Annotated in this window: 19 protein-coding genes; 13 read left to right on the top strand and 6 right to left on the bottom strand. The window is 34.2% G+C overall.

The window, feature by feature from the left end:
* Positions 1 to 678: 678 nt before the first annotated feature.
* The 10 genes from nirB (at position 679) to DB891_RS16640 (ending at position 12053) form a co-directional block, all read left to right on the top strand.
* Positions 679 to 3186: a nitrite reductase large subunit NirB gene (gene nirB, locus DB891_RS16690; RefSeq protein WP_116764718.1), complete on the top strand. Its 2508-nt coding sequence runs from the start codon at positions 679 to 681 to the stop codon at positions 3184 to 3186.
* Between the two features lie 106 nt (positions 3187 to 3292).
* Positions 3293 to 3670, top strand: a complete 378-nt coding sequence (gene nirD / locus DB891_RS16685; RefSeq protein WP_116764717.1) for a nitrite reductase small subunit NirD — start codon at positions 3293 to 3295, stop codon at positions 3668 to 3670.
* A 29-nt stretch (positions 3671 to 3699) separates the two neighbouring features.
* Positions 3700 to 4287, top strand: coding sequence for a DUF4202 domain-containing protein (locus DB891_RS16680; protein WP_116764716.1), 588 nt, complete (start codon positions 3700 to 3702; stop codon positions 4285 to 4287).
* Between the two features lie 12 nt (positions 4288 to 4299).
* Entirely contained in the window at positions 4300 to 6108 is a 1809-nt protein-coding gene (locus DB891_RS16675; RefSeq protein WP_116764715.1) for a sensor histidine kinase, read from the top strand.
* Positions 6109 to 6210: 102 nt separating this feature from the next.
* On the top strand, positions 6211 to 6870 hold the full coding sequence (locus tag DB891_RS16670) for a response regulator transcription factor (RefSeq protein WP_116764714.1): 660 nt from the start codon (positions 6211 to 6213) through the stop codon (positions 6868 to 6870).
* 651 nt (positions 6871 to 7521) lie between these two features.
* Positions 7522 to 9003: an MFS transporter gene (locus tag DB891_RS16665; protein WP_116764713.1), complete on the top strand. Its 1482-nt coding sequence runs from the start codon at positions 7522 to 7524 to the stop codon at positions 9001 to 9003.
* Between the two features lie 373 nt (positions 9004 to 9376).
* On the top strand, positions 9377 to 9802 hold the full coding sequence (locus DB891_RS16660) for a hypothetical protein (protein WP_116764712.1): 426 nt from the start codon (positions 9377 to 9379) through the stop codon (positions 9800 to 9802).
* Positions 9803 to 9804: 2 nt separating this feature from the next.
* On the top strand, positions 9805 to 10410 hold the full coding sequence (locus DB891_RS16655) for a hypothetical protein (RefSeq protein ID WP_116764711.1): 606 nt from the start codon (positions 9805 to 9807) through the stop codon (positions 10408 to 10410).
* A 647-nt stretch (positions 10411 to 11057) separates the two neighbouring features.
* The gene (locus tag DB891_RS16645; protein WP_116764709.1) at positions 11058 to 11486 is read left to right on the top strand and encodes a hypothetical protein; all 429 of its coding nucleotides are present in this window, start codon (positions 11058 to 11060) and stop codon (positions 11484 to 11486) included.
* A gap of 24 nt (positions 11487 to 11510) precedes the next feature.
* Positions 11511 to 12053: a cysteine hydrolase family protein gene (locus DB891_RS16640; RefSeq protein WP_116764708.1), complete on the top strand. Its 543-nt coding sequence runs from the start codon at positions 11511 to 11513 to the stop codon at positions 12051 to 12053.
* Between the two features lie 192 nt (positions 12054 to 12245).
* On the opposite strand, the gene DB891_RS16635 is transcribed toward DB891_RS16640, so the two are convergent.
* From DB891_RS16635 to DB891_RS16615, 5 genes are all read right to left on the bottom strand, one after another.
* Positions 12246 to 13052 carry an ABC transporter ATP-binding protein gene (locus DB891_RS16635; RefSeq protein WP_116764707.1) on the bottom strand — a complete coding sequence of 269 codons (807 nt, stop codon included), beginning with the start codon at positions 13050 to 13052 and terminating at the stop codon, positions 12246 to 12248.
* Positions 13053 to 13072: 20 nt separating this feature from the next.
* Positions 13073 to 13960, bottom strand: coding sequence for a nitrate ABC transporter permease (gene ntrB / locus DB891_RS16630; RefSeq protein WP_116764719.1), 888 nt, complete (start codon positions 13958 to 13960; stop codon positions 13073 to 13075).
* Positions 13961 to 14206: 246 nt separating this feature from the next.
* Positions 14207 to 15436, bottom strand: a complete 1230-nt coding sequence (locus tag DB891_RS16625) for a CmpA/NrtA family ABC transporter substrate-binding protein (protein WP_116764706.1) — start codon at positions 15434 to 15436, stop codon at positions 14207 to 14209.
* Between the two features lie 28 nt (positions 15437 to 15464).
* Entirely contained in the window at positions 15465 to 16916 is a 1452-nt protein-coding gene (locus DB891_RS16620; protein ID WP_116764705.1) for an alginate export family protein, read from the bottom strand.
* Between the two features lie 745 nt (positions 16917 to 17661).
* Positions 17662 to 18360 (bottom strand): Crp/Fnr family transcriptional regulator, encoded by a 699-nt coding sequence (locus DB891_RS16615; protein WP_116764704.1) that lies wholly within the window; start codon positions 18358 to 18360, stop codon positions 17662 to 17664.
* A 176-nt stretch (positions 18361 to 18536) separates the two neighbouring features.
* On the opposite strand from DB891_RS16615, the gene DB891_RS16610 reads away from it, so the two are divergent.
* From DB891_RS16610 to DB891_RS16600, 3 genes are all read left to right on the top strand, one after another.
* The gene (locus DB891_RS16610) at positions 18537 to 22049 is read left to right on the top strand and encodes a nitrate reductase (RefSeq protein WP_116764703.1); all 3513 of its coding nucleotides are present in this window, start codon (positions 18537 to 18539) and stop codon (positions 22047 to 22049) included.
* A gap of 81 nt (positions 22050 to 22130) precedes the next feature.
* A complete protein-coding gene (locus DB891_RS16605) occupies positions 22131 to 23570 on the top strand; it encodes a rubredoxin (RefSeq protein ID WP_116764702.1) in 1440 nt (479 codons plus the stop codon).
* 247 nt (positions 23571 to 23817) lie between these two features.
* Positions 23818 to 24366: an acyl-CoA thioesterase gene (locus DB891_RS16600; protein ID WP_116764701.1), complete on the top strand. Its 549-nt coding sequence runs from the start codon at positions 23818 to 23820 to the stop codon at positions 24364 to 24366.
* Positions 24367 to 24436: 70 nt separating this feature from the next.
* On the opposite strand, the gene cobA is transcribed toward DB891_RS16600, so the two are convergent.
* Complete coding sequence (gene cobA, locus DB891_RS16595) at positions 24437 to 25234, bottom strand: uroporphyrinogen-III C-methyltransferase (protein ID WP_116764700.1); 798 nt, start codon at positions 25232 to 25234, stop codon at positions 24437 to 24439.
* Positions 25235 to 25619: the final 385 nt, after the last annotated feature.

Below are 25619 nucleotides of genomic sequence, written 5' to 3'. Positions count from 1 at the left end.
TAGGTGGTCATTTTGAATTGGAATCAGGTGCTCACTTTAAATTGGAATTGGGTGGTCAATATCACCGGAATTTGCACTCTTCACTACGAAGAGTTTTTTTTTGTGCCAAAAGTTTTAAAGATTTTTGATTTTGCACTATTTCCAAAAATGCATCGGAGGTTATCAAATCTGAATAATTAAACCCAGATTGCGCAATAGCCCACAGATTTTACCGATCAAACGGGTTTACACGGATTTTTTAGCGCCGATTCAAAATCCTATATAGAAAATAAGAATCTGTGAGAATCAGTAGAATCCTTGACCTCAGTGGGTAATTAACCTATTCGAAATAAACCGCTATGATTCTAATGCGGATTCTGGATTAAATTCAATTTATTTGTCAATTTATATCTGCGGAAATCTGCGTGCCAATTTTTTTGACGCAGTTTTTGCAGATTTTTTTTGCCCTTTATAAAAATCTAACTAGACACCATTAGATTTAAAAAACAATACTATACTAAATTACTCCCTTGAACAAACTAAATATTTATCACAATAAAAGAGCCCTTTCATTACAAATATTACATTTTAAACACCTTTTTTTCAATAATTACCAATTATTTTTAAAAACAAAAAATTAAGTATTCAAATTAAGTATTAATACTTATATTTGCGTAGTAATACTTAATTAATGTGATTATGATTAAAGTAATAGTAGTCGGAAACGGCATGGTAGGTTACAAATTTTGCGAAAAATTCATTGCAAAATCCGGGCAAGAGAAATATCAAATTACCGTATTTGGAGAAGAACCAAGACGTGCCTATGATAGAGTTCATTTAAGCGAATACTTTTCAGGTAAGAGCGCTGATGATTTATCACTATCAACATCAAATTGGTACGAAGAAAATAATATAATCCTAAATACCTCTGAATTAATTACCGATATTAATAGAGAGCAAAAAACGGTACATACTCATTTAGAGAAAACACACACTTATGACTATTTAGTTTTAGCTACTGGTTCAGCTGCCTTTGTCCCTCCAATTGAAGGAGTGGATAAAGAAGGGGTTTTTGTGTACAGAACTATAGAAGATCTGGATGCAATTATGGCCTACGCCAAAAAAATAAAACAAAAAGGCGCTACAGAAGCCGCAGTCCTTGGTGGCGGATTGCTTGGACTTGAAGCTGCTAAAGCAGTATATGATTTAGGATTAAATCCACATGTAGTAGAATTTGCTCCTAGATTAATGCCCAGACAACTCGATAAAGGAGCGAGCGATATGCTGCAATCTAAAATCGAGGAACTAAATATTGGTATTCACCTTAACAAATCAACTCAATATATTGCTGGAGAAAACGCCATAACAGGAATGATGTTTGAAGGGGATGAACTCCTAAAAGTAGATATGTTGGTAATTTCTGCGGGGATAAAACCACGTGACGAACTAGGAAGGGTTTCTGGACTTGAAGTAGGTGTACGCGGAGGAATAGTAGTAAATAATCAAATGCAATCTTCAGACCCATCGATCTATGCGATAGGAGAAGTTGCACTTTACAATCATATGATTTATGGTCTTGTAGCTCCTGGATACGAAATGGCAGATGTAGCCGCCGAACAAATCCTTCAAGGAGATAAAACGATGAGGGAAACCATCGATATGTCTACACAATTAAAATTAATTGGTGTTGAAGTTGCGAGTTTTGGTGATCCTTTTATCGAAAACGAAGGCGTAACAGCTATCGTTTACGAAAATAAATTCAACGGAATTTATAAAAGAATCAATGTTACCAAAGACGGAAAAACACTTTTGGGTGGAATTCTTGTGGGTGATTCAAGCGATTATAATGGACTATTCCAAATTTACAGCAATGCTATGACCCTGCCAAAAAATCCGGAAGATTTGATTTTGGGCTCAAGAGGTGATGAAGCATCTACTTTAGGAAGCGTTATAGATTTGCCGGACACTGCCGTAATTTGTTCCTGCGAAAATGTGACAAAAGGTGCCATTTGCTGTTCAATAACAGAAGGAACCTGCGAAACTTTATCAGATGTTGTGAAATTAACAAAAGCAACTTCAGGTTGTGGAGGTTGTAAACCAATGGTGGTTGATTTAGTTAAAGAAGCTCAAAAATCAATTGGTAAAGAAGTCAAAGAAAGCATTTGTGAACACTTTCATTTCACCAGACAAGAATTATTTGATATCGTAAAAATCAATAAATATACTAATTTTTACGAAGTTGTTGATCACCATGGAAATGGAGATGGATGTGAAGTTTGTAAACCGGTTATCGCTTCTATTTTCTCAAGTATCTACAATGACACCGCTAACAAGCACGTAACCACTCAAGACACCAATGACCGATTTCTGGCTAACATCCAAAGAAACGGAACCTATTCAGTGGTACCAAGAGTTGCAGGAGGCGAGATTACTCCGGACAAATTAATTGTTATTGGAGAAGTAGCCAAACAATTTGATTTATACACCAAAATTACGGGAGCACAACGTGTCGATTTATTTGGGGCCCACCTGAATGATTTACCAAAAATTTGGAAAATACTAATTGAAAATGGTTTTGAAAGCGGACATGCCTACGGAAAATCATTAAGAGCTGTAAAAAGTTGTGTAGGTAATGCTTGGTGTCGTTACGGAATGGATGATAGTGCCGGATTTGCCATTGAACTTGAAGACCGTTACAAAGGTATTCGTGCACCTCACAAAATTAAAGGAGGAGTTTCGGCTTGTATTCGTGAATGTGCTGAAGCAAGAGGAAAAGATTTTGGACTAATCGCTGTGGAAGGCGGTTGGAATCTTTACATCTGCGGAAACGGTGGAGCCAATCCAAAACACGCTGTTTTACTGGCAGAACAAATTGATAAAGCAACTGTTATTAAATATTTAGATCGTTTTTTAATGTATTACATCCGTACAGCCGGGCCTTTAGTACGTACTGCAACTTGGCTGGATAAATTGGAAGGCGGATTGGATTATTTAAAAGAAGTTATCATTCACGACCGTATTGGTATCTGTGAAGCATTAGAATCTGAAATGGAATCACTTGTTGGAACCTTTGAATGTGAATGGAAACAAGTGCTTGAAAAACCAAGATTAATGAAACGTTTTAGTCACTTTGTTAATTCAGATGAAACGGACGATAATATTGAATACGTACCGTTAAGAGATCAAAAAATGCCAAAACCTTGGTAAAAAAACAATTAAATTCTTTCCAGTAAACACTACTTCAACGACTTTTTCTGGTATTTCGTAGCCATTAAAAACCGTTGAAATTATGAAAAGATAAAAAAATAAAATTATGGAAAATATATTAAACGATTACAAAGCTGTTTCTTTAGAAGAAGTTAAAGTTTGGTTTAAAGCCGGAAAAATAAAAGACTTTCCTAGTAATAGAGGGGGATGCATCAAATATAAAAACAAACAAATTGCCCTTTTTAATTTCGAAAGAAGAAATGAATGGTACGCTTGTCAAAATGCTTGTCCTCACAAAATGGAAATGGTACTATCAAGAGGAATGACAGGTTCAGCAGACGATATTCCTAAAATTGCTTGTCCAATGCATAAAAAAACATTTTCGCTTGTTGACGGTTCAAACCTGAATGGAGATGATTTAAAAATTGCAACTTATCCCGTAAAAATTGTCGACAATGAGGTATTCGTTGGCTTTTTGGATTAATTATGTATCTTTGATTTTAAACATTTCAAATGACAACAACACCATTCCAGAACGCAAGCGCATGGATTGATGCAGAGAATGCTCAAGATCCAAACCACGAAATATACCAATCTAAAACGCATCCAAAAGAATTATTATATTCTAATCGAATGTATCAAAGACTGATGGATTTTCATCCAAATGCCTCCGAAGCAGTTCAGATTGCTTCTAAAGCGCAACACATTTGCCGATGGAAAATTGCAAGGGAATCCTATCCAATGGATCGTGTGGGGTATTTAAAATGGCGTGAAGATTTGAAAAAATTTCATGCCAAAACAACAGCCGTTATTTTAACGAAAGCGGGTTACAAAGAGGAATTTATTGCCAGAGTTTCTTTTCTAATCGAAAAAAAATTACTTAAAAAAGACGAAGAAACCCAACTTTTAGAAGATGTAATATGTCTTGTGTTTTTAGAATATTATTTAGACCCTTTCGTACACAAACACGACAGGGAAAAAATGAAAAACATTATTCTGAAAACCTGGAATAAAATGTCTGAAATAGGACATCAAGAGGCACTTAAAATAAACTTCAGTCCAGAAAATCTTGAATTGATTAAAGAGGCTCTTGGACTGTAATTTGATTTCGTTATGAACAACAGAGCCAAAGAGTCCATCGATAAAATTACTTTCAAAAAATTAAGGCGGTTGTATCTTTTCGCCCTTTTGACCATTGCCATTATGGTAGCATTGAGTCAAATTCTCATTCAATACAATCTCAAAAGTCAGTTAAGTGATTCGCGAATAATCAACATTTCCGGAAAACAAAGAATGTTGAGCCAAAAACTGGCCAAGGAGGTTTTAATTTTGAATTTCGTAACCGATACGACCAAAAAGAATGAGGAAGTCATTCGTATCAACGAAATACTCTCACTTTGGAAAAGCACCCATTACAATTTAGAAAAAGGAAATGACATCCTTGGTTTTCCCAAAGAAAAAAGCACCAATATCACACAGTTATTTGCTTCAATAAAACCTCATTTTGATACTATTGTTAATGCAACATCTCAATTTTTAGATAACATTAAGCGAGGTAAAAATCTAAATAAAAACCAAAAGTTAGTTCAAACGATTCTTGAGAACGAAGGGGATTTTCTTTTGAAAATGAATCAAATTGTAAGTGAATATGACAAGGAAGCATTGGATAAAGTGACACTCCAACGCAAAACAGAATATGTAATTTTTGGATTTACTTTATTGGTTTTATTACTAGAATTTCTATTCATTTTTAAACCAACAAACCATAAAGTCGAAAAACTTATTTCGAAACTTCTATTATCCGAAAAGAAAGCTTTAGAACTAGCCTACAACACCGAAATAATAAGCGAAATAAAAGAGAATTCGGTAAAGGAATTAAAATCGCTCAATTATGCCATGGAAAACACGTTGCTCTATTGCCGTGTTGCCCCTAATGGCTCTCTGATACACATTGGCGAAAAATTCTCAAAACTGCTTCAGTACAACCCATTCATTTCAGATAAAACGTTCTCTCAGGTTTTAACGCCAATTGAAAAGGAACAACTCATAATCGATCGAATTATTTCCGAAAAACACCGCAGTGGCTGGCAAGGAGAGATCAATATAACCAATAGAAATGGGGAGTCTCTTTGGCTGGATCTATCAATGGTTCCTGTGACCATAAAAAAAGAGGAATCCGAATTGTTAATTGTCTGTTTTGATATTACTGAGCGTAAAAAGGCAGAACAGGAAGTAGAACGCTTGAATACCGAAAATGTAACCGATAAGATCAATCAGCAGAAAATCATTTCGAGTAGAATTGTCGAAAATCAAGAAAACGAACAAAACAGGATTGCCAAAGAAATTCACGATGGAATTGGACAAATGCTTACCGGATTAAAATTTAGTCTGGAAAGCATCAATCTGGACGACAAAGAAAAATCAGCTCAAAAAATAGAATACCTAAAAAAATTATCGCTAGACATCATTAAAGGAGTTCGTACCGCCACTTTCAACTTGATGCCGCCGGAATTGAGCGATCATGGCATTGTTTCGTCCATTGCAAAATTGACTCAGGAATTATCAAAATTAACAGGTAAGAACATTCTTTTTTATAACAAAACTAACTTTGATCAACGATTGGATTCCTTGATTGAAATCAACATTTATCGACTAACACAAGAAGCAATCAACAACGCCATAAAATACGCCGATTCCACACATATTATAGTTCAATTGTCTCATAGCAATTCTATTTTAGGTATCACTATAGACGACAACGGAAAAGGTTTTGATGTTAATGCGGTCGAGAAAAAGAGAAATAGCGAATCCGGAATGGGATTGCTTTTCATGAAAGAAAGGATTCAATACATTAACGGTCGGGTTTTCATTAACTCTATCCCTGGTGAAGGAACCCGAATTACTTTCAATATTCCTATTTGAAATTTGCTTTTTCTTTTTTTTGTCTTTTGTTTAAATTACGTACCTTAGCCATTCTTTTAGGTTAATATACGTAAAAAATAAGATTTTAAAATTAAGTAAGTTATGAGTAATACTATTCGAGTTGTTCTGGCAGATGATCATGTATTCGTGAGAGATGGCATAAAATCATTATTAGAAAACGAAGCCAACATAGAAGTTGTAGGTGAAGCTACTGATGGTTTGGAAGCATTAAAAATAGTAGAAATCAACAAGCCCGACTTACTGATTTTAGATATTCGAATGCCAAATATGACAGGTATTGAAGTGGTTGAAAAACTAAGAAGCCAAAACAATACGGTAAAAATTGTTATGCTTTCTATGCATGAATCAGAAGAGTACGTATTAAAATCAATTAGAGCTGGAGCTGATGGTTATTTACTCAAAGGTTCCAGTAAAGAAGAATTTCTTAAGGCACTTCATACAGTTGCCAATGGTGGAAAATATTTTAGTGGCGATATTTCTTCTATATTAATTAACCAACTTGGTAATCCAGTTGCGTTAACAGAAACTAAACAAACATTAGAAGAAGAACAGCAGATAACCAAAAGAGAAAAAGAAATCCTTAAACTTTTGTTATCCGGAAAAGGGAATAAAGAAATCGCCGAGGCTTTGGACATCAGTAAACGAACTGCAGAAGTACACCGTTTTAATTTGATGAAAAAATTGAAAGTAAAAAATCTTATGGAACTTTCTAATAAAGCAACTGAATATTCTTTGATTTAACCCGTTGGGTGTAATTCTGTTTAAATAAAACATAAACCACATAGATACATAGATTTATAACTAATAATTAAAGAATGAATAGAAAATAGCACTATTTTTCACATAGATTGACTATGTGAAAAGTAAAACATCTATCAAACTCTTTTCAAAAAATATAAATTCTATGTTTCTATGTGGTAAAAAAAACAATTACACCCAACGGGTTTGATTTAAACATTTTATACCTTTATTTTTTCTGCCATTAATTTAAAGAAAGTGGTTTGGGACTTAGACACCCGAGTGAAACGAACGGACGAAGTAAAGAGTTGCTAACTAAGAAAAACCTTGACAATGGAACGCGGATGACTCGGATTGGCTAAAGCCAAGACGCAGAAAAAAAACGGATTTTAAAAAGAGTTAGATAGAATTCAAAAAGATTTTCACTGATTTCTCTAATCTGTGAAAATCTTTTAAATCTGCGGCAAAAATTATTGTGTTCCTATTTGTTATAGATAGTCATATTATTTTTAGGCCAGTGCGTATAGTAACCTATTAAAATACTTACACAAAGATAATAATTACGTATAAATACGTAATTATTTTTAAAAACCTGCGAAAACACAGATTTTAAATAAGTCTTAATACTTAATTTTGTTTAAAAATATAAGTATTATGAAAAATTCAAACTCATTATCCCAATCGCATAAAATTTTGTTTTTAAATACACTTGCATTTACGGTATGTTTTGCTTGTTGGACTTTAAATGGTGTTTTAGTAACTTTCTTAGTAGACAACGGTATTTTCAAATGGAGCGTCGTTCAAGTGGGCTGGCTTTTGGGAATTCCAATTCTAACGGGTTCTATTATGCGTTTGCCAATAGGTATTTTGACAGATAAATTCGGTGGAAAATATGTATTCTCGATCTTACTCCTCCTCTGCTCTATTCCCTTATTTCTGCTTCCCTTAGCTGATAGCTTTTTTATGTTTGCACTTTTAAGCTTTTTGTTTGGTATGGTAGGAACTAGTTTTGCTGTTGGTATCGGATATACCTCGATTTGGTATCCAAAAGAATGGCAAGGTAGAGCATTGGGGATTTTCGGAATGGGAAATGCGGGTGCAGCCATCACTACATTTCTAGCACCTTCATTATTGAATCATTTTTCGGTAGAAGATCCTCAAAATGGCTGGAAATTATTGCCTGTACTCTATGGTGCTGCATTGGTAATTATAGGTGTCGTTTTCTTGTTTTTTGCAAAAAACAAGAAAATAGAGAACCAAACAAAAAGCGTTACTCAAATGCTTCAGTCTTTAAAAAGTGTACGTGTTTGGAGATTTGGCGCCTACTATTTCTTAGTTTTTGGATGCTTTGTTGCGTATTCCCAATGGTTATTACCAAACTTTATGAACGTATATCAAACCAGCCTTGTCATGGGCGGATTATTTGCCACGATGTTCAGTTTGCCATCTGGAGTGATTCGTGCTTTTGGAGGGTACTTATCGGATAAATTTGGTGCCCGAAAAGTGATGTATTGGGTATTATCGTCTTCGGTAGTATTGAGCGCTTTATTGATGATTCCAAAAATGGACATTACCACAACAGGTCCTGGCGTTTTGGCCACCAAAAAAGGAACAATCACAATGGTTTCTAATTCGAATGTAAAAATTGGAGATACTGATTTTCTCATTGCCCAAAAGAAAATAGAACCACAACAAAGCTCCATATTTCCTATTCGAACTTCTTGGCAACAAGTTGTTGTAAACCAAAATCAAACGGTCAAGAAAAAAGAATTGGTTGCTAAAGGAATTACTCATATTCGCTTTGATGCCAACATGTGGGTGTACTTAGTTTTAGTAATTGGTATTGGTATTTCTTGGGGAATTGGGAAAGCGGCCGTTTACAAACATATTCCTGAATATTTCCCTACAGAAGTGGGTGTTGTAGGCGGAATGGTTGGTATGATTGGTGGTCTAGGCGGTTTCTTTGGACCAATTATCTTTAGTTACTTATTGACAGCCACTGGAATTTGGTCCAGCTCTTGGATATTTATCCTCCTATTCTCCGCAATTTGTTTGATTTGGATGCACTATACGGTAACGAAAATTATGAACGAAAAACAACCTATACTATCCAGAGAAATGGACCATAAAAAATAAAATATACTTTTTTGAATGTGTTAATTTGGTTAAAAAATTGTTATCATACACAAAAAAACTTCATTCAAAAAAGACCCCTAAAACTTTCAATTCCTCTAGAAAGTTTTTACTTCATACACGGGCGTAAGACTTCTTTCCTATTACGGTTTTGCGTCTTGTGTAGAAGCTAAAAAAATGAACCGCAAATTCACAGATTAAAAGCTGTGGGTTTGCGGTTTTTGTTTTTTTTAACAGTATTTAAGTTATAATTACATTTAGTTTAGACGTATATTTGATTTTTAAATGAATGCTTGTGACTTATAAGTTGCGTGTATTTGTGAGTTAGTAGCTAGTTAAAACGATCCGCTGTAAAATTTAATATAAATAATTAAAAATGAAAAAAGTAGCTTTATTACTCTTATTGGTTATGAATTTAATTTCGTGTCAATATTTATCACAATTAAATTCTGACAAGGAATTAACTAAAATTATAGAAAGTAAGATTAAAGATAATTCAATGAAAATAGATTTGACCAAGATTGACAACATTGATTATGACAAATTATTAATTTTAGAACCGTATTCAAACATACAAAAAACAGAAATAGAACTGAATATTGATTTATCAAACATAAGTAAAAATTATATTTGTAATTCAGACGGAATAAATCTATTAGTTTTCTTAAAAAACGGAAAATCAATTAAAATATCTGAATTAAATAGGACTAATGGTGATTTTAAAGATTGTAAAGTTTTTATAAATAGAAAAAATGCATTATTTGAAAAGAACGAAAAAGGAATTATAGCTTTAATCAAATAATTATGAAGAAATTATTTCTCATTTCAGTATTACTTATAACGATAAACGTTCTCGGACAAATAAAGCCAGAAAAAGTTAACGGATTAAAAATAGAAAATCAAGAAGCTGTATTTAAAAATGACACAATTATTAAAGTTGTATATAAAAAAGAAATTGAGAATAATAAAAAGCCTGCTTATTTTATAAATGGAGAACTAACTAATGAAAGTATTTTAAGAACTATAAATCCGAATGAAATTGCAACTGTGAATGTTGAGAAAAAAAATATTGAAATCGAAAATGTAAAATACCACGAACAACTTTATATTATAACTAAATCAACATATAATCCTAAATTAATTTCATTAAATAATTTAAAAGCAAAATATACAAACCTAAAAAAGAATTCAACAGTTTTTAAAATTGATCACAATATAATAAATGCTGATTATGATAATTTCATAGTTGATGAAAAATTTATTTTGAAAATTATTGTTGAGAAGTTTGAAAACAAGAATGAAAAACTGAATGTGAATTTTATCAATTTGATTACTAAATCCGAAGAAAATATTAAAAAATCGAAAGAAATAATATTACGTGGGAAAGATGAATTTGCCGTAAATAAATAACCATCTGTTAACCGCTACTACAAAGGATTTGGGCAAGTTGTGCATAACAAACTAATAAATTCATAATGAAAAAAATTATAATCTTTCTCTTTATACAATTGACATTTATCTTATGGCTTTTGTATTTTTATAAATCACGTTCTAAAATTAAATTGTCTAACAGTCGAATTGCATTTTACTCATCCGTATTTTTTTATTTCTCAATTATAGTTTTAGTAATAATTACAAAAATTAGTTTACGAAACAATCTCGATTCTTTCGATTTAAATGAAGATGGTTTTTTTTCAGGTAACGAAATAACTGATGACCAAAGAAAGGCTTTAGAAAATGTTAGTTCAGATACTGGGCCAACTTTTGCTCCAATTATTGGAATATTGTACAGTTTAATATATTTCTCCATTTTATATATTAGTTTGAAAATATTTCGCGAAGAAAAATAAAACCTGCTGGCACCGCTTGCTACAATTATTTGGATAATTGTCTTAATGGGAAAAATAGTTTGGTATTTGGAAGTTTTGGCAAATCCGAAAATAAGACTTAATTTAGTCCCAAACCACTTGTAGCAAGGGAAAGTTGTGAAAAATGCTATTAAACACCGTAAAATTAAGGAAATACTATTTGAGAACTACATATTTAAAATCACTCCAATGAAAGCAATTTTTACAATTTTAATTTTAATTTCCAATTTAACGTTATTCTCTCAAGTGGACAAAGCGGCTGGAGATTACCTACTTACACTTAAAACTAAAGAAAATGACTTATTTGAATATAAATTGACTTTAAACGAAGATGGAACATTTTTCTTCCACTATTATTCAAACATTAAACAAGGAATTCCACCCGAAGTAAATAAATACGGTAAAGGGAAATGGACTATAGAAAACAAAGTGATTTCATTCTTTTCCGATAAACAAAAAGACTTTGATGAAAAACATACTTTGGACTTTACTAATTCCAAGGTGAGATTTGTAATAAAATCTCCTAGAGACAAAACGGACCAAATAATTAAAACAAGGCTTCAGTTCTTAGATTCTGAGATCTTCTGGATGGAAAGAATTGAAATATTTAAAATATAAAAACTCAGACAATAAAATTTGAAAATGACGAAAGCACTTATAATTATTGACATTCAAAATGACTATTTTGAAAATGGTAAAATGGAACTTGTTGGATCTGAAAAAGCAAGTAAAAACGCTAAAACTATACTTGAAATTTTTAGAGATAAAAATTTACCAATTGTTCATATACAACATATAGCGACAAGTCCCACCGCAACCTTTTTTTTACCTGATACCGAAGGTGTTAAGATAAATAAGAATGTAGAGCCAAAGGGAGACGAAAAAGTAATTATTAAGAACTATCCAAATAGTTTTAGAGAAACGGAATTGCTCGATTTTTTAAAAAGCAAGCAGATTTCAGAGTTAGTAATTTGTGGAATGATGACTCATATGTGTATTGACACGACCACGAGAGCAGCATACGACCTTGGCTTCAAATCGATTGTAATTGGAGATGCGTGTGCGACAAAAGACTTAGAACTTGATGGAGAGAAAGCAAATGCAAAAGAAGTTCAAATTGCCTATTTATCTGCTTTGGACGGAACTTTTGCGGAAATTCAAAAGACAAATGATTTTATCGGCTAATACTAATCAAGTGGGTAAAATAAAGCACTGATATTTTTCAGATTAGACCTAACAGTTTTTTAAAACCTGTTAGGTCTAATCTGAAAGCCAAAAAAATATAGATTCAGACCTTGATTCATTTTGTTTACTTTTCCATAACAAAAATATCCCCGCAATGCCAAACCATCACAGGGATATTACAATAAACCAAATCTAATTTTTATAGACCATTCCCATATCTTCAATAGAGAATTTATCGGTTAACAAGTGCAGTAATTTATCTCTTAGCTCGATATATTCGGGCATTTTTACGATTTCGATTTTGTTTCTGGGTCTTGGTAAATGAACTTCGACAATTTCTCTAATTGTTGAGGCAGGACCGTTGTTCAAAACCACAATTCTATCGGACAAAAACAATGCTTCTTCGATATCATGGGTAATCATAACAATCGTTTTGTCTCTATTGTTTAAGTTCCATAATTTCAAAACTTCTAATTGCATGGTTCCTTTGGTAAGTGCATCGAGTGCGCCAAAAGGTTCATCCAACAATAAAACACCCGGATTGATGGCAAATGCTCTTGCGATTGCCACTCTTTGCTTCATTCCTCCTGACAATTGTCCCGGTAATTTATCTTTATGCTCAAATAAATTAACCATTTTGAGGTTCTGCTCTACTATTTCATGTTTCTCTTTTTTAGAACCATTCATTACAGAATCTACTGCCTGAAAAATATTTTGTTCTACCGTCATCCAAGGCAGTAAGGAATAATTTTGAAACACGATTCCTCTATCTGGTCCCGGTCCTTTTATTTTTTGATTGTCTAATTCAACCGTTCCGCCTGTTGGGGTAAGCATTCCTGCAATAGCGTTCATTATCGTTGATTTTCCACAACCGGAATGCCCGATGATGGATACAATTTCTCCCTTTTTGATGGACAGATTAATATTTCTTACTGCAATATATTTCCCTTTTGGAGTTGGAAACGAAATTTCTAAATTTTTGATTTCTAAATAACTCATGATGTTTTTTATTTAAATGATTACCCTTTGTATGCAACTTTGTTTTCGAAATAAGTAAATAATTTATCAAAAAGTAATCCTACTGTACCAATGATGATAATGGCAGATATTACTTTTTCTAAACTCAAGGCATTCCAGCTGTCCCAAACAAAGAAGCCAATTCCGGCACCACCAGACAACATTTCACCTGCTACAATGACCAACCAAGCTACGCTGATACTTAAACGTAACCCTGTAATGATATGGGGTAAACTATAAGGAATCAGTATTTTAGTCAGATAACGCATTTTGGAAAATCCAAAAGCCTTAGCCACATTTTTATGATCCTGTGGGATCGATGCCACACCAAAAGAAGTATTGATAAGTGTAGACCACAATGAGGTAATAAAAACAATAAATATGGTAGCCATACCAGTATCCTTGAACACAACCAAACCTATTGGGAACCAAGCTAACGGTGAAACGGGTTTTAAAAGCTGAACTATTGGATAAAAAATTTGTTTGCAAATAGTACTGGCTCCCATTAAAATCCCGATTGGAATGGCTATTAATGAACCTAACAAAAAGCCCATCAAAACTGTTTTTATGGAACTGAATAACTGCAATCCGATTCCTTTATCATTGGGCCCGTAATCATAAAATGGGTCGCGAATCATTTCGTATAAAACAGTTAGCGTTGCTTTTGGATCTGGAAGGGCTCCCTTGGTATAATAACTCAATAAACTCCAAAACCCTCCAAAAACAAACAACCCTACTCCTGCCAAAAGCAATGATTTCGATTTTGTAACTAAAGTATTTAATGCTAATTTGAGTTTGTAATTTTCGGCTGCGACACTTTTTTTAATTTCTGTCGAAACATTGATTTCTGAATCCAGTGCATCAATGGTTAGTGTGTTTTTATCTGACATTGTAATGAAATTTAGTTTAATTAAGGGTTTGTGTAGAAATAAATGGTACTTTTTTGGCGAAGTAATTTTGTTTTTTTTCAAGGCGTAAAATCTTTTAATAGCAGGGCTATTGAAAAATTTTACAACGAAGAAAAAGGGCAAAAGAACGAGACAAAATGGATCAGTTATTTTTACACAGACCCTAAGGTGTTTCTAATGCCTCACAACCCTCTCTAGAAGCAGAGAGAGTAGAGACAATTTTATTTTTTATCTTTTTACTACTTTTAAATAAGCCGCAGGATTTGATGGGTCAAAAACGGTCTTGTCCATCGTTAGAGAAAATGGTTTCATATCATCATTGGGAACTTTTACTTTCATGCTCATGGCCACTTCTTCATATAAATCTTGCAGAATTAATTTATCAGCAATCGCTTTGTAATTAGGAGCTTCTTTCAAATATCCGAATCGTACATATTGTGCCATTGCCCAAATTGCATAGGATTTACGAGGATAATTTACCATTCCGCCTTTGTGAAACAGCATATAATCTTTAGCATAAACCTGAACCCCTTGATTGCATCCTAAATTATAATCGCCCATCAATCTGGATTCTATAACATCTGCCGAAGTATTTACATAAGGAGCTCTGCCAATAATTGCCGCCGCTTTTTTGCGATTGACAGGATTGTCAAGCCAGATACAGGCTTCCATAATTGCTTTCATCACTTTTTTGAGATCTTCTCTGCGTTTTGAACTGAATTCCTTATTGACAACCAATGCTTTTTCTGGATGGTCTTTCCAAATGTCTTGTGACGCAATTTGAGTAAAACCAACTCCTTGTTTTACAGCAACTCCACCCCAAGGTTCTCCTACACAATATCCGTCCATGTTGCCTACCTTCATATTAGCGACCATTTGCGGAGGCGGAATCGTAATAATTTTTACTGCTTTTTGATTAAGACCCGCGATAGACATCCAGTTACGCAACCATAAATCGTGTGTTCCACCTGGGAAAGTCATTGCAAATGTTACTTCTTTTTCGGCTTTTAATTTAGCAGCTACAACTGGAGTTACTTTGTTCATTTGTTTAAAACTTACTTTCCCGCAAAAATCATTAGAAAGCGTTATGGCCTGACCATTTATGTTTAGCATCATTGCGATCATCATCTCTGATCCTGCTTTCCCTCCTACTCCTGTGTATACTGAAAAAGGCATGGAATACAGACAATGTGCTCCGTCTAGCTCACCTGTTAGTATTTTGTCACGTACATTTGCCCATGAAGATTCTTTGGTGACTACAACTTCAACCCCATATTTTTTGAATAAACCCAACTCTTTTGCCATGACAATTGGCGAACAATCCGTTAAGGGAATAAAACCCAATCGAACAGGATCATTTTGAGCCGTTATTGCTGTAAAAGTGGACGCCAATACTGCAAACAAGGTTAACATTGCTGTTTTAAAAATCCTCGTTTTCTGTTTTTTTATAGTTTTCATTTTAAATGGATTTAAAAGTTAATTTTCATTATTTCTTAGCTAAAAAATTTGGCTTAATATTCAGCATCACATAAGCAAATTGTGGAGTAAGATCTGGTGTGGCAACATTTTTAACCGCTGCCGAAGCCATAGAATTTGTGGCTTTCATTATAGAATACCCTGCTTCGATGTTGATCATTTTCGTTAAATTGTATTTCACTAACAAATCAACCTCAGTCCCTAAATAAGAGTTTAATTTCCCGCCAGCGCCATTAGACAAATTATTGGCAGCTTCAAATCCATGAATGTCTAATAAGAAAGTAAGGTTGTCTTTGGCGTTGTATTTCATTTTGAAGAAATAATTCAGCAATCCTTGTTTGCCAAATGGACTCGCGACATAGAAATAATCCATACTCCCCCAGAATTTGTGTGGTGTGCCGTAAAGAGGATCAAAAAGATTACTTTTTGAATCGGCGGTAACCGCTTTTGTTCCGTCAGTTCCGGATAGATAATCAATTCCAGGGCCTACAAATAATTTTCTACCCACTTGTAATGTTGAAGTTACTGAAGCCAGACTAGCACTTATCGATCTACCATCTTTGTCATGCCCTCCTTGATAATAAAAGCTTCCCGTAAGATTCAGTTTTCGGGTAACGGCTGAGTTAAAGTAAATTCCAGTAGTATTACGGCTCCATACTCCGGTTCCATACACTTTAGAAGTTACTGCAGGTGTTCCCGAAGTTACATTGGTGTATTTGTTGAAATCATCTTTAAAAAACAGAAATGATACGTCACCAAAGAAGAACTTTTTGCCTAAATAAGCATACTGAAACGATTTGTACATCGTGCCAATCCCATTTGTACCCGCTGGATAAGCAGGATTTGTTCCGTTATAAATTGTACCTGTGTTTAGTTCTTTGTTTTGGTTAAAAGCGGCTCCCACATCTGCAATCCATCCTTTGTTTGCATATTTGAAAACAATTGCATCATGTCTTCTTCCTTGTTGCAACCAATCTAAACTTCCTAGCACTTTTTGGTCATCGTAAGCGATTTCTTGGCGTCCAATTTTTAAGGATAAATTTTGAATTTTGCTAACCGTGTCGTTTAACATAATCTCTCCCCAAGCTTCGTGTAGCATGATTCCGTTATTTGCCTCTGTAGTCGTTCTGTTTATCGAAGAAGCATCCTGTCCCCAAACACGCACGTCTTGCAACGCCATAAACACTTTGAATCGATACCCTGAATAACCTATATTTAATCGTGCTCTTTGAGAATTGAACAATGCTGCTTTATCTCCTTCTTTTTGTAAAGTTCCTTGTCCTGCTCTAAGTTCGGTTCTTTCTCTAAGTTGTCCTGTTGCAGTAAATTGTGCATTTGCTTCATTATAGCTTATAAATGTTAGAGCAATCCCTAAATAAATAGATTTTGAAAGATTGGCACCTGAAATGCTAACTTTTCTTAAACCTTGAATGCTTAGTAACGTGGTTTTAATCTTTTGCATAATCATATGTTTTAATTAGTATGTAGCAAATTTACATAAGTACTTATACGTACGTACAATATAAAGCACAGACTAAAAAAACTTTTTTATACTCAAAACATCGTAATTAAGACAGTTGTATTCCTGCTTTACAGCAGACACTTGCAGTAAACACTACTATATCAGTGTTTTATAATTGCTAAATACTAGTAAAACAAATAAACTTGGAATGCAAATCAAGAGTTGAAAATCTATTATTTAGTGCCATTATACACAGAATACTGATAGTAAATTAAATTTGTAACCTGAGTTCGATTGTTAGTTTGGAGCAGAAAGATTAGTTTTTTTTTTTAAAATATGGTCCCGCTTTTCGTTACAATCTTATAAGCCGAACCCCGGCTTATAAGGATTTCCACTGTAATCGGGGCTAAAGGGAGATATTTTGCTTTTTTGCCATTATCCAAAAAAGGAAAAACAGTAATAATCGAACTCAGGTTTGTAATAAGATCAATGTCCCGTAGGTGCTATATATTTTACATAATTAGATATGAATAGGGATTGTTTAGTCCCTACGGGACAAAAAAGGCGGATGAAATTATTTGTCTACCAATATTAAGTGCCTAACAGCACATTTGAACCCTTGATTAGCCTTCAAAAACATAAAAAACGATTATTTACTCGAATAGAAAGAGATGCAAGATTCTAGATTCTCCGGATGGAGACTGAGTATTAGGAAGAGAAAATGAGAATAAATTTAGTATAGCACTTATTTATGCTCTTTAATTTCTGATTTTAATTTATCGGTATTAAGCAATCCAATTTTCTTACCAACGGTTTTAATAAGCAATTCTTTTTTTAAACTAGAAATTACCCGTATCACTTGCTCATCAGTGGTTCCAGCAAAATCGGCAATTTCTTTTCTGGACAAATCAAGCTCAATTACGCCATTTGACTGTCCAAATTTTCTATGTATATATAACAAGGTATCAATTACCCTTTCTCTCACATTCATTTGGGCAATTTTGCGAATATTATTCTCGCTTTTATTGAGTTCTTCTGCGTAAAATAGCATTAAATCAAAGGTAAATTCGGGTACAGTATGAAGAATTTCAAGCATATCAGTATTACTGAAATTACATAAAACGGTATCTTCTAGCGCATAAGCACCAATAAGGTAGCGCTTACTCGTACCAAAACCTCTGAAACCAACTGTATCGCCATCCTTAGTTAACCGAACGATTTGTTCTCTTCCGTTAATACCTGTTTTGACTGTCTTTACTTTTCCTTTGTGGATAAAATACAAACCCTGAATTGGCGCACCTTCAATGATAAATTGTTGTGATTTTTTGCATATAAAACTGCGCTTCTTGTCGATGTAACTTTTCATTTGTTCTAAATGAATGTGTTTTTTAATAAAACAATTTTCATTTATACAGCTGTTACAAGTGGTTAATTCTTCTTTCATGGCTAAATTTTAAATCGTTCACAAAATGATTTGGTGCTAAATATTTATTTTACCCAAAATTATAAAATAAAATTCATTTAATACGTATTAATACGTAAAAATACTTATTTTTACACTTTCATAAGACAGAAACAAATCAATATACTAGCTTTCATTATTAATAAAGAAATTCAATAATGCAAAATTCAGAAATCAAAACTACGTGTTCCTATTGTGGAGTAGGATGCGGAATTATAGTAACCAATGATTCTAAAAATGGAGTAACTGTTACGGGCGATAAAAATCATCCTGTGAATAAAGGTATGCTTTGCTCTAAAGGAATGAATCTGCATTATGTAGTCAATGATACATCCGATAGAATCCTGTATCCTGAAATGCGATGGAGTAAATCACATCCTCTAGAAAGAGTGAACTGGGATACCGCCTTAGATCGTGCTGCTGCAGTATTTTCATCCATTATAAAAAAACACGGCCCCGACAGTGTTGGGTTCTACATCTCTGGTCAATGCCTTACCGAAGAATATTACTTGGTAAACAAACTGGTAAAAGGATTCCTAAAAACCAACAATATCGATACCAATTCCCGCTTGTGCATGAGTTCGGCGGTGGCAGGTTACAAAAAAACATTTGGAGAAGATTCTGTGCCAATTGCTTACGACGACATCGAATTGGCAGATACCTTTTTGATAACCGGAGCCAATCCGGCTTGGTGTCATCCTATCCTTTTTAGAAGAATAGAACAACACAAAGAAAAAAATCCAAAAGTAAAAATCATTGTAATCGACCCCCGCAGAACAGATTCGGCCATGGCTGCTGACTTGCATTTGCAAATCATTCCGGGTACTGACATTATTTTATATCATGCTTTGGCTAAAAGGTTAATCGAAAAAGGATATACCGACAATGATTTCATTAAAAACCACACTGAAAACTTCAAATTATATAAAGACCTTGTATTATCAAGCTCATTAGAAAAAGCATCCAAACTTTGTGGAATATCTGTAAATGACATCAAACTGGCCGCTGATATTATTGGTAAAGCCAAAGGATTCCTTTCGCTTTGGGCAATGGGTCTCAATCAAAGTGCCATTGGCGTTGACAAAAATACGGCCTTACTCAACCTTTCTTTGCTAACAGGCCAAATAGGAAAACCCGGATCTGGCCCATTTTCATTGACTGGACAGCCCAATGCCATGGGAGGCCGTGAAGTAGGCGGAATGGCAAATTTATTGGCTGTGCACAAGGAATTAAACAATCCAACGCATCGTAAAGAAGTAGCAGAATTCTGGGGAGTAGATGACATCTCCGAAAAACCGGGATTGACAGCCACTGAAATGTTTGATGCTTTAGAATCTGGAAAAATGAAGGCGATTTGGATTATTTGCACCAATCCCTTAGTAAGTTTACCAGACTCTCGCAGGGTCGAAAAAGCTTTGTCGAATGCTAAATTTGTTGTAGTTCAGGATATTTCCCATAATGCCGATACTTCAAAATTTGCCGATTTGCTATTGCCAGCTGCGGGTTGGTTGGAGAAAGAAGGAACAATGACCAATTCTGAAAGACGAATTTCGTACTTACCAAAAGGAATTAATGCTCCTGGAGAAGCGCTTTCGGATGTTGAAATTCTGACTCGTTTTGCAAAAAAAATGAATTTCAACGGTTTCAATTTCAATACCACCGAAGATATTTATAAAGAATACTGTCTAATGACCAAAAATACCAATATAGACATTTCCTTTTTAAATTATAACCGTCTAAAAAACGAAGGCACTTTTCAATGGCCAGTTCCCGATTACGGCCATCCTGGAACGCCGCGTTTATTTACCGATAAAAAATTCTACACTCCTTCACAAAAGGCCATTTTTAATATCCCAACGGCTATCGAAAATACCTCAGAACAACCTAATGACACCTTTCCATACATCCTTACTACGGGTCGAATAAGAGACCAATGGCATACCATGACCAAAACAGGCAAAGTCTCCCGATTGATGACACATATCCCGAGCCCAGTGCTTGAAATTAATCCTATCGATGCCTACAAAGCATCCATAAATAATGGAGATATTGTTGTGGTAACCAGTAAAAACGGGACTGTGCGCGTAAAAGCCAAAGTAACCGAAACCATTAGAGAAGGCGTTCTTTTCTTGCCCATGCACTGGGGAAAACAATTGGAAAATGATTTGAATAGAACCAATAATTTGACCAATACGCTTGTCGATCCGATATCAAAAGAACCCGATTTTAAGTTTACAACTGTTGCTGTTGCCAAATATGTAAAGCCTTTCGAAAAAATTGCTGTTGTGGGTGCTGGAGCGGCTGCTTTCCGATTTATTCAAAACTATAGAGAAATCAATACTACTGACGAAATCATTGTTTTTTCTAATGAAGAAAATCCATTTTACAACAGGGTTTTATTACCCGAATACGTAACTGCAGAACTTTCTTGGGAACAGCTTTTAAAAATAAAAGACGAAGCCTTAAGTAAGCTAAACATTACCATGAAATCGGGTGTTTCTATTGAAAAAATTAATGCCAAAGGAAATACTATTCTCGATAGTGATGGTTCAACCCATACTTTTGATTCTTTGATTTTGGCCACTGGAAGCAGACCATTTGTTCCTGAAAATGCACAATTGCACTTGCCCGGACGATTTACCATTAGAAGAAAAGAAGATGCAGATCGATTGAAAAGCTATTTGGATGCTACTCATTTAGTTCCCGAAGAGCAACATGTCGTTATCGTAGGTGGTGGATTATTAGGATTAGAATTGGCTGCGGCTTTAAAACATAAAAAAGTAAAAATCACGATAATCCAAAGGGCTTCCAGATTAATGGAACGCCAACTGGATAGAATTTCGAGCAAATTACTAGCCGAAGAAGTACAACTTCGTGACATACCAATTTATTTTGATAATGAAGTCAGTACCGTATTCGAAACAGACCATCCGAATGAAATTGAAATTGCTTTAAAAAGTGGGCGAATTATTACTGCCCACGCCATCGTTTATACCATTGGAACCATCCCAAATATAGAATTAGCCAAAGAATCTGGACTTGCTTGTGGGCGTGGCGTAAAAGTAAACCAGTATTTACAATCATCGAACCCAAATGTATTTGCCATTGGAGAAATAGCCGAATTCAACAACCAATTGTTCGGAATCACATCTGCAGCCGAAGAACAGGCTGATGTTCTCGCTAATTTTATGGCAGGCGATATCAGTAGTTTTTATAAAGGTTCAGTTTTAATGAATATTCTAAAACTCGAAGACATCAATTTATGCAGTATTGGCGAAATAGAAATCCCAGAGAATGACGACTCTTACGAAGAAATTGTGTTCTCGGATTTAGGAAAAAGATACTATAAAAAATGTATTGTCAAAAACGATTTGCTAGTAGGTGCAATTTTGATGGGCGATAAAAATGAGTTTGCCGAATTCAAAACTATGATTGAAAGTAAAATAGAACTTTCAGACAAAAGAAACACTTTATTAAGAGGCAGCTCAAATGCAAAACCAGTTTTAGGAAAGCTTGTTTGTTCCTGTAGTCAAGTGGGAAGTGGAAATATTGAAGAAGCTATAAAAAGTGGCGTAACCAATTTTACAGAATTATGCAAAACCACTGGTGCAGGACTGGGTTGTGGAAGTTGCAAAACCGAAGTGAAAGAAATTTTATCAAAATGTAAATAAGTTTAAGGTTTCAAGTTTAAGGTTTCAAGTTTCAAGACTTAACCTTAAACTTGAAACCTTAAACTTGAAACTATAAAAATTATGGAATTGACAAGACTAATAGTAAAAGGAGGCGTGATTTCACCAGGTGAATTACGAGAAATTGTAAATATGGCTTTAGAACAAGGGTTAGATACCATTTCCTTTGGTTCTCGACAGGACATTATATTCCCTAAAGGTTTTAACGCTATTGATAAGACTAAAATGGGTAAATATCATTTTGTTTATCCAAATGATAAAAGTGGAAATAACATTGTTACTTCTTATGTATCCACAGATATTTTTAGAAATACTCCTTGGCTAACGGGAAATAAATTTTTATACCTATTAGAGCAGTTCAAAGAACAGCCTAACTTAAAAGTAAACATTACAGATCCAAAGCAACAATTAGTGCCTCTTTTTACTGGACACATCAACTTCATTGCTTCGGATCATGAAGATTATTGGTTTCTCTATATTCGTTTGCCAAAATGGGATAAAATGGAAATGTATCCCGTGCTAATTTACAGTTGGAATATCGCCGAAGTATATTATGCTATTGAAAAAATTCTAGAAGAGGAACCCGATTCGGTCGAAATGATTTTTCAATTGATCAGCGATACTTTAGACACAAACAATCGTACCATTGATAAACCCTTGCACCTTCCTTTCTACCCTTTTCCTTACTACGAAGGAATGAATAAATTAGGCATCGATCAATATTGGTTGGGTTTGTATTGGAGAAATAATCTGTACGATTTAGACTTTTTAAAAAAAATGTGTGATTTATGTTTTGATTGTAAAATCGGTAAAATATGCATCACACCTTGGAAATCATTTATCGTCAAAGGGATTCCAAAGGAACGAAAACTAGATTGGGAAAAATTCTTGGGCAAAAAAGGGATTAATGTCAGACACTCACTCTTAGAACTCAATTGGCATTTGCCAGTTGCTATGGAATGGGCTTTGAATCTTAAAACTTTTCTGGTTAGAACACTCGATCAATTTGACATCAGTACCTACGGTCTTACTTTTGGAATATTAGAATACAATCGTGATGGACATTATTTCACTTCGATTGTGATCGAAAAAAATGAGTTGCCCAAAGACTTAGAATCCATCAAAATTAGAGATACCTATAATGTTTTGTTTGCTAAAAATTTTGACCCAAATACCAGAGAATATATTGTTCATACCCAAGATGTTGACAAACTGGAATTGCCAACCATTTTGATCGAATTAAGTCGAAAATATTTTGAAGAACTGGGGAATTCTATTATTGAAACAAGTTCATCTGCCACCAAAAAAGAAAAGAAAGTACAGGAAATGCATCAATGTCCTGAATGCTTGACGGTTTACAATTCAGAATACGGAGATGTTAGTCAAGGGATTGAAAAAGGGATTTTGTTTAAAGATTTGCCGGCAGACTACTGTTGTTCTTTATGCGAATCGCCAAAAATAAATTTCATAGCACTAACTGGAGAAAAACTCGGCACTTTGTGATAATAGAAAAAAATATGAGCTGATGTTTTAGATATGCAATATCACGCAAGTTTGTCTCGGCGAAGGAGACCCGTTTGCAATGTCATTAAGTTAAAGAATTTTAGATTTAAGATTAACGATTGTCGATTTCTGATTTAGTGTTGGCAAATATTAAGATTCTCAATTTTACAGGGTATGTCACATCTTAATTAAAAAATCGTTAATCAAAAATCAGCAATCATAAGTAGCAAAAAAAAATAATTACACTATGAATACTAATTACAAAACGGTAAGTTCCTCCCATGTCACAATTTCCGAATTAATGTTGCCATCACACACCAATTTTAGTGGAAAAATACATGGAGGTTACATTTTATCATTACTCGATCAAATTGCTTTTGCCTGTGCTTCAAAATTTTGCGGAAATTATTGCGTAACGGCTTCTGTAGATACCGTCAACTTTTTGAAACCCATTGAAGTGGGAGAACTCGTAACCATGAAAGCCAGCGTAAATTATGTGGGAACCAGCTCTATGATTGTGGGTATTCGAGTGGAATCAGAAAATATTCAAACTGGAACCATTAATCATTGCAATTCATCCTATTTTACAATGGTTTCGAAAGATAAAGAAGGAAAAAACGCAGCCGTTCCCAGATTAATACTTACGACTCTAAAAGAAGTGAGTCGGTTTCAAAACTGTTTGAAACAAATCGCTTTGAAAAAAGAAAGAGAGTACCAAAGAAGCGTCGCTACTTTTGGATCTGTAGAAAGTATTTTGAGTTTAAATCAGTATAATGTTAAGGTGGAGTTACACTAACAGTCAATTATATATGGATGTTTATCTAAACTTTATTTTTCGGCTATGGCGCCAAAATATTCTATTGCGATTATATCGTGAAATTTAAGTTTTGAAAAATGAATTCCTCTTCTGAAAATTCATCTTGAAAATATGTCGTTAATTTTGAAGCATTTCTCACCACTTCTCCAATAACTATAATTGCTGGTGATGAAAGTTGATGTTCTTCTACTAATTTAGTTATAGAACTTACAGTACCAATGATTTTTTTCTGCGTGTCTTTTGTTCCGTTTTGTATAATGGCAACCGGTAAATCATCAGTTCTGTTGTTTTGATAAATTGAAACAATTTCGTCCAATTTATTCATTCCCATCAAAATAACCACCGTCGCTGATGATTGTGAGGCCAAAGCCATATCTTTAGATAATTTATGTTCGGAAGTAGTTCCTGTAATTACCCAGAAACTTTCGGCAACTCTTCTTTGCGTCAAACTGATTCCATTAGACGCTGGCACTCCCAAAGCAGATGAAATACCAGGAACAATAGCGGTTTCTAAATCAAACTTTTGGGCATATTCTATTTCTTCGCTTCCTCTACCAAAAACAAATGGATCACCGCCCTTTAACCGAACAACATGACCAAAACGCTTTGCCATTGATACAATAAGTTCATTGATTTGATCTTGACTGTAAGCATGACAACCAAAACGTTTTCCAACAAAAATGATTTCAGCATCTGCCGCATACTGCAACAATTCCTCATTTACAAGTGCATCATACAAAACAACATCTGCACTTTTCAATGCTTTGATTGCTTTTAAAGTGATCAACTCTACATCTCCCGGACCTGCCCCAACGATTGTTAATTTTGGCGTGTTTGAATTTTTCATTTTTAAATAGAATAAATTAGTATTCAATTCGATTAACCCGATATCAGAACTTTTCCTTTTAACTTACATCTGTTTTTAAACTAAAATTAAGTACTAATACTTAGTACAAATATAAGTAAATATACCGAATTGAACCAATAATTAACTACAATTACATGCGAAATGAATTTAGAAAGATTTAAGCCGTTTTATTCATCAAAAAACACGTAAAACAATGTAAAATATGTGAAATCCATAAAAAAGAGGAATGGATGATTCAGGACGGATCGATTACTAACAAGGAATCCCTCAAAAGTAGATTATTTTATAAAACAAAAAACCCCGTTTCGTAAGAAACGGGGTTTTAAAAAGAAAGGCGACGACATACTCTCCCACATAACTGCAG

The organism is Flavobacterium laiguense (assembly GCF_003097655.1).
Classification (GTDB): domain Bacteria; phylum Bacteroidota; class Bacteroidia; order Flavobacteriales; family Flavobacteriaceae; genus Flavobacterium; species Flavobacterium laiguense.
Note: the sequence above shows the minus strand (reverse complement) of the source record. Positions and strands in the feature narration are given on the sequence as shown.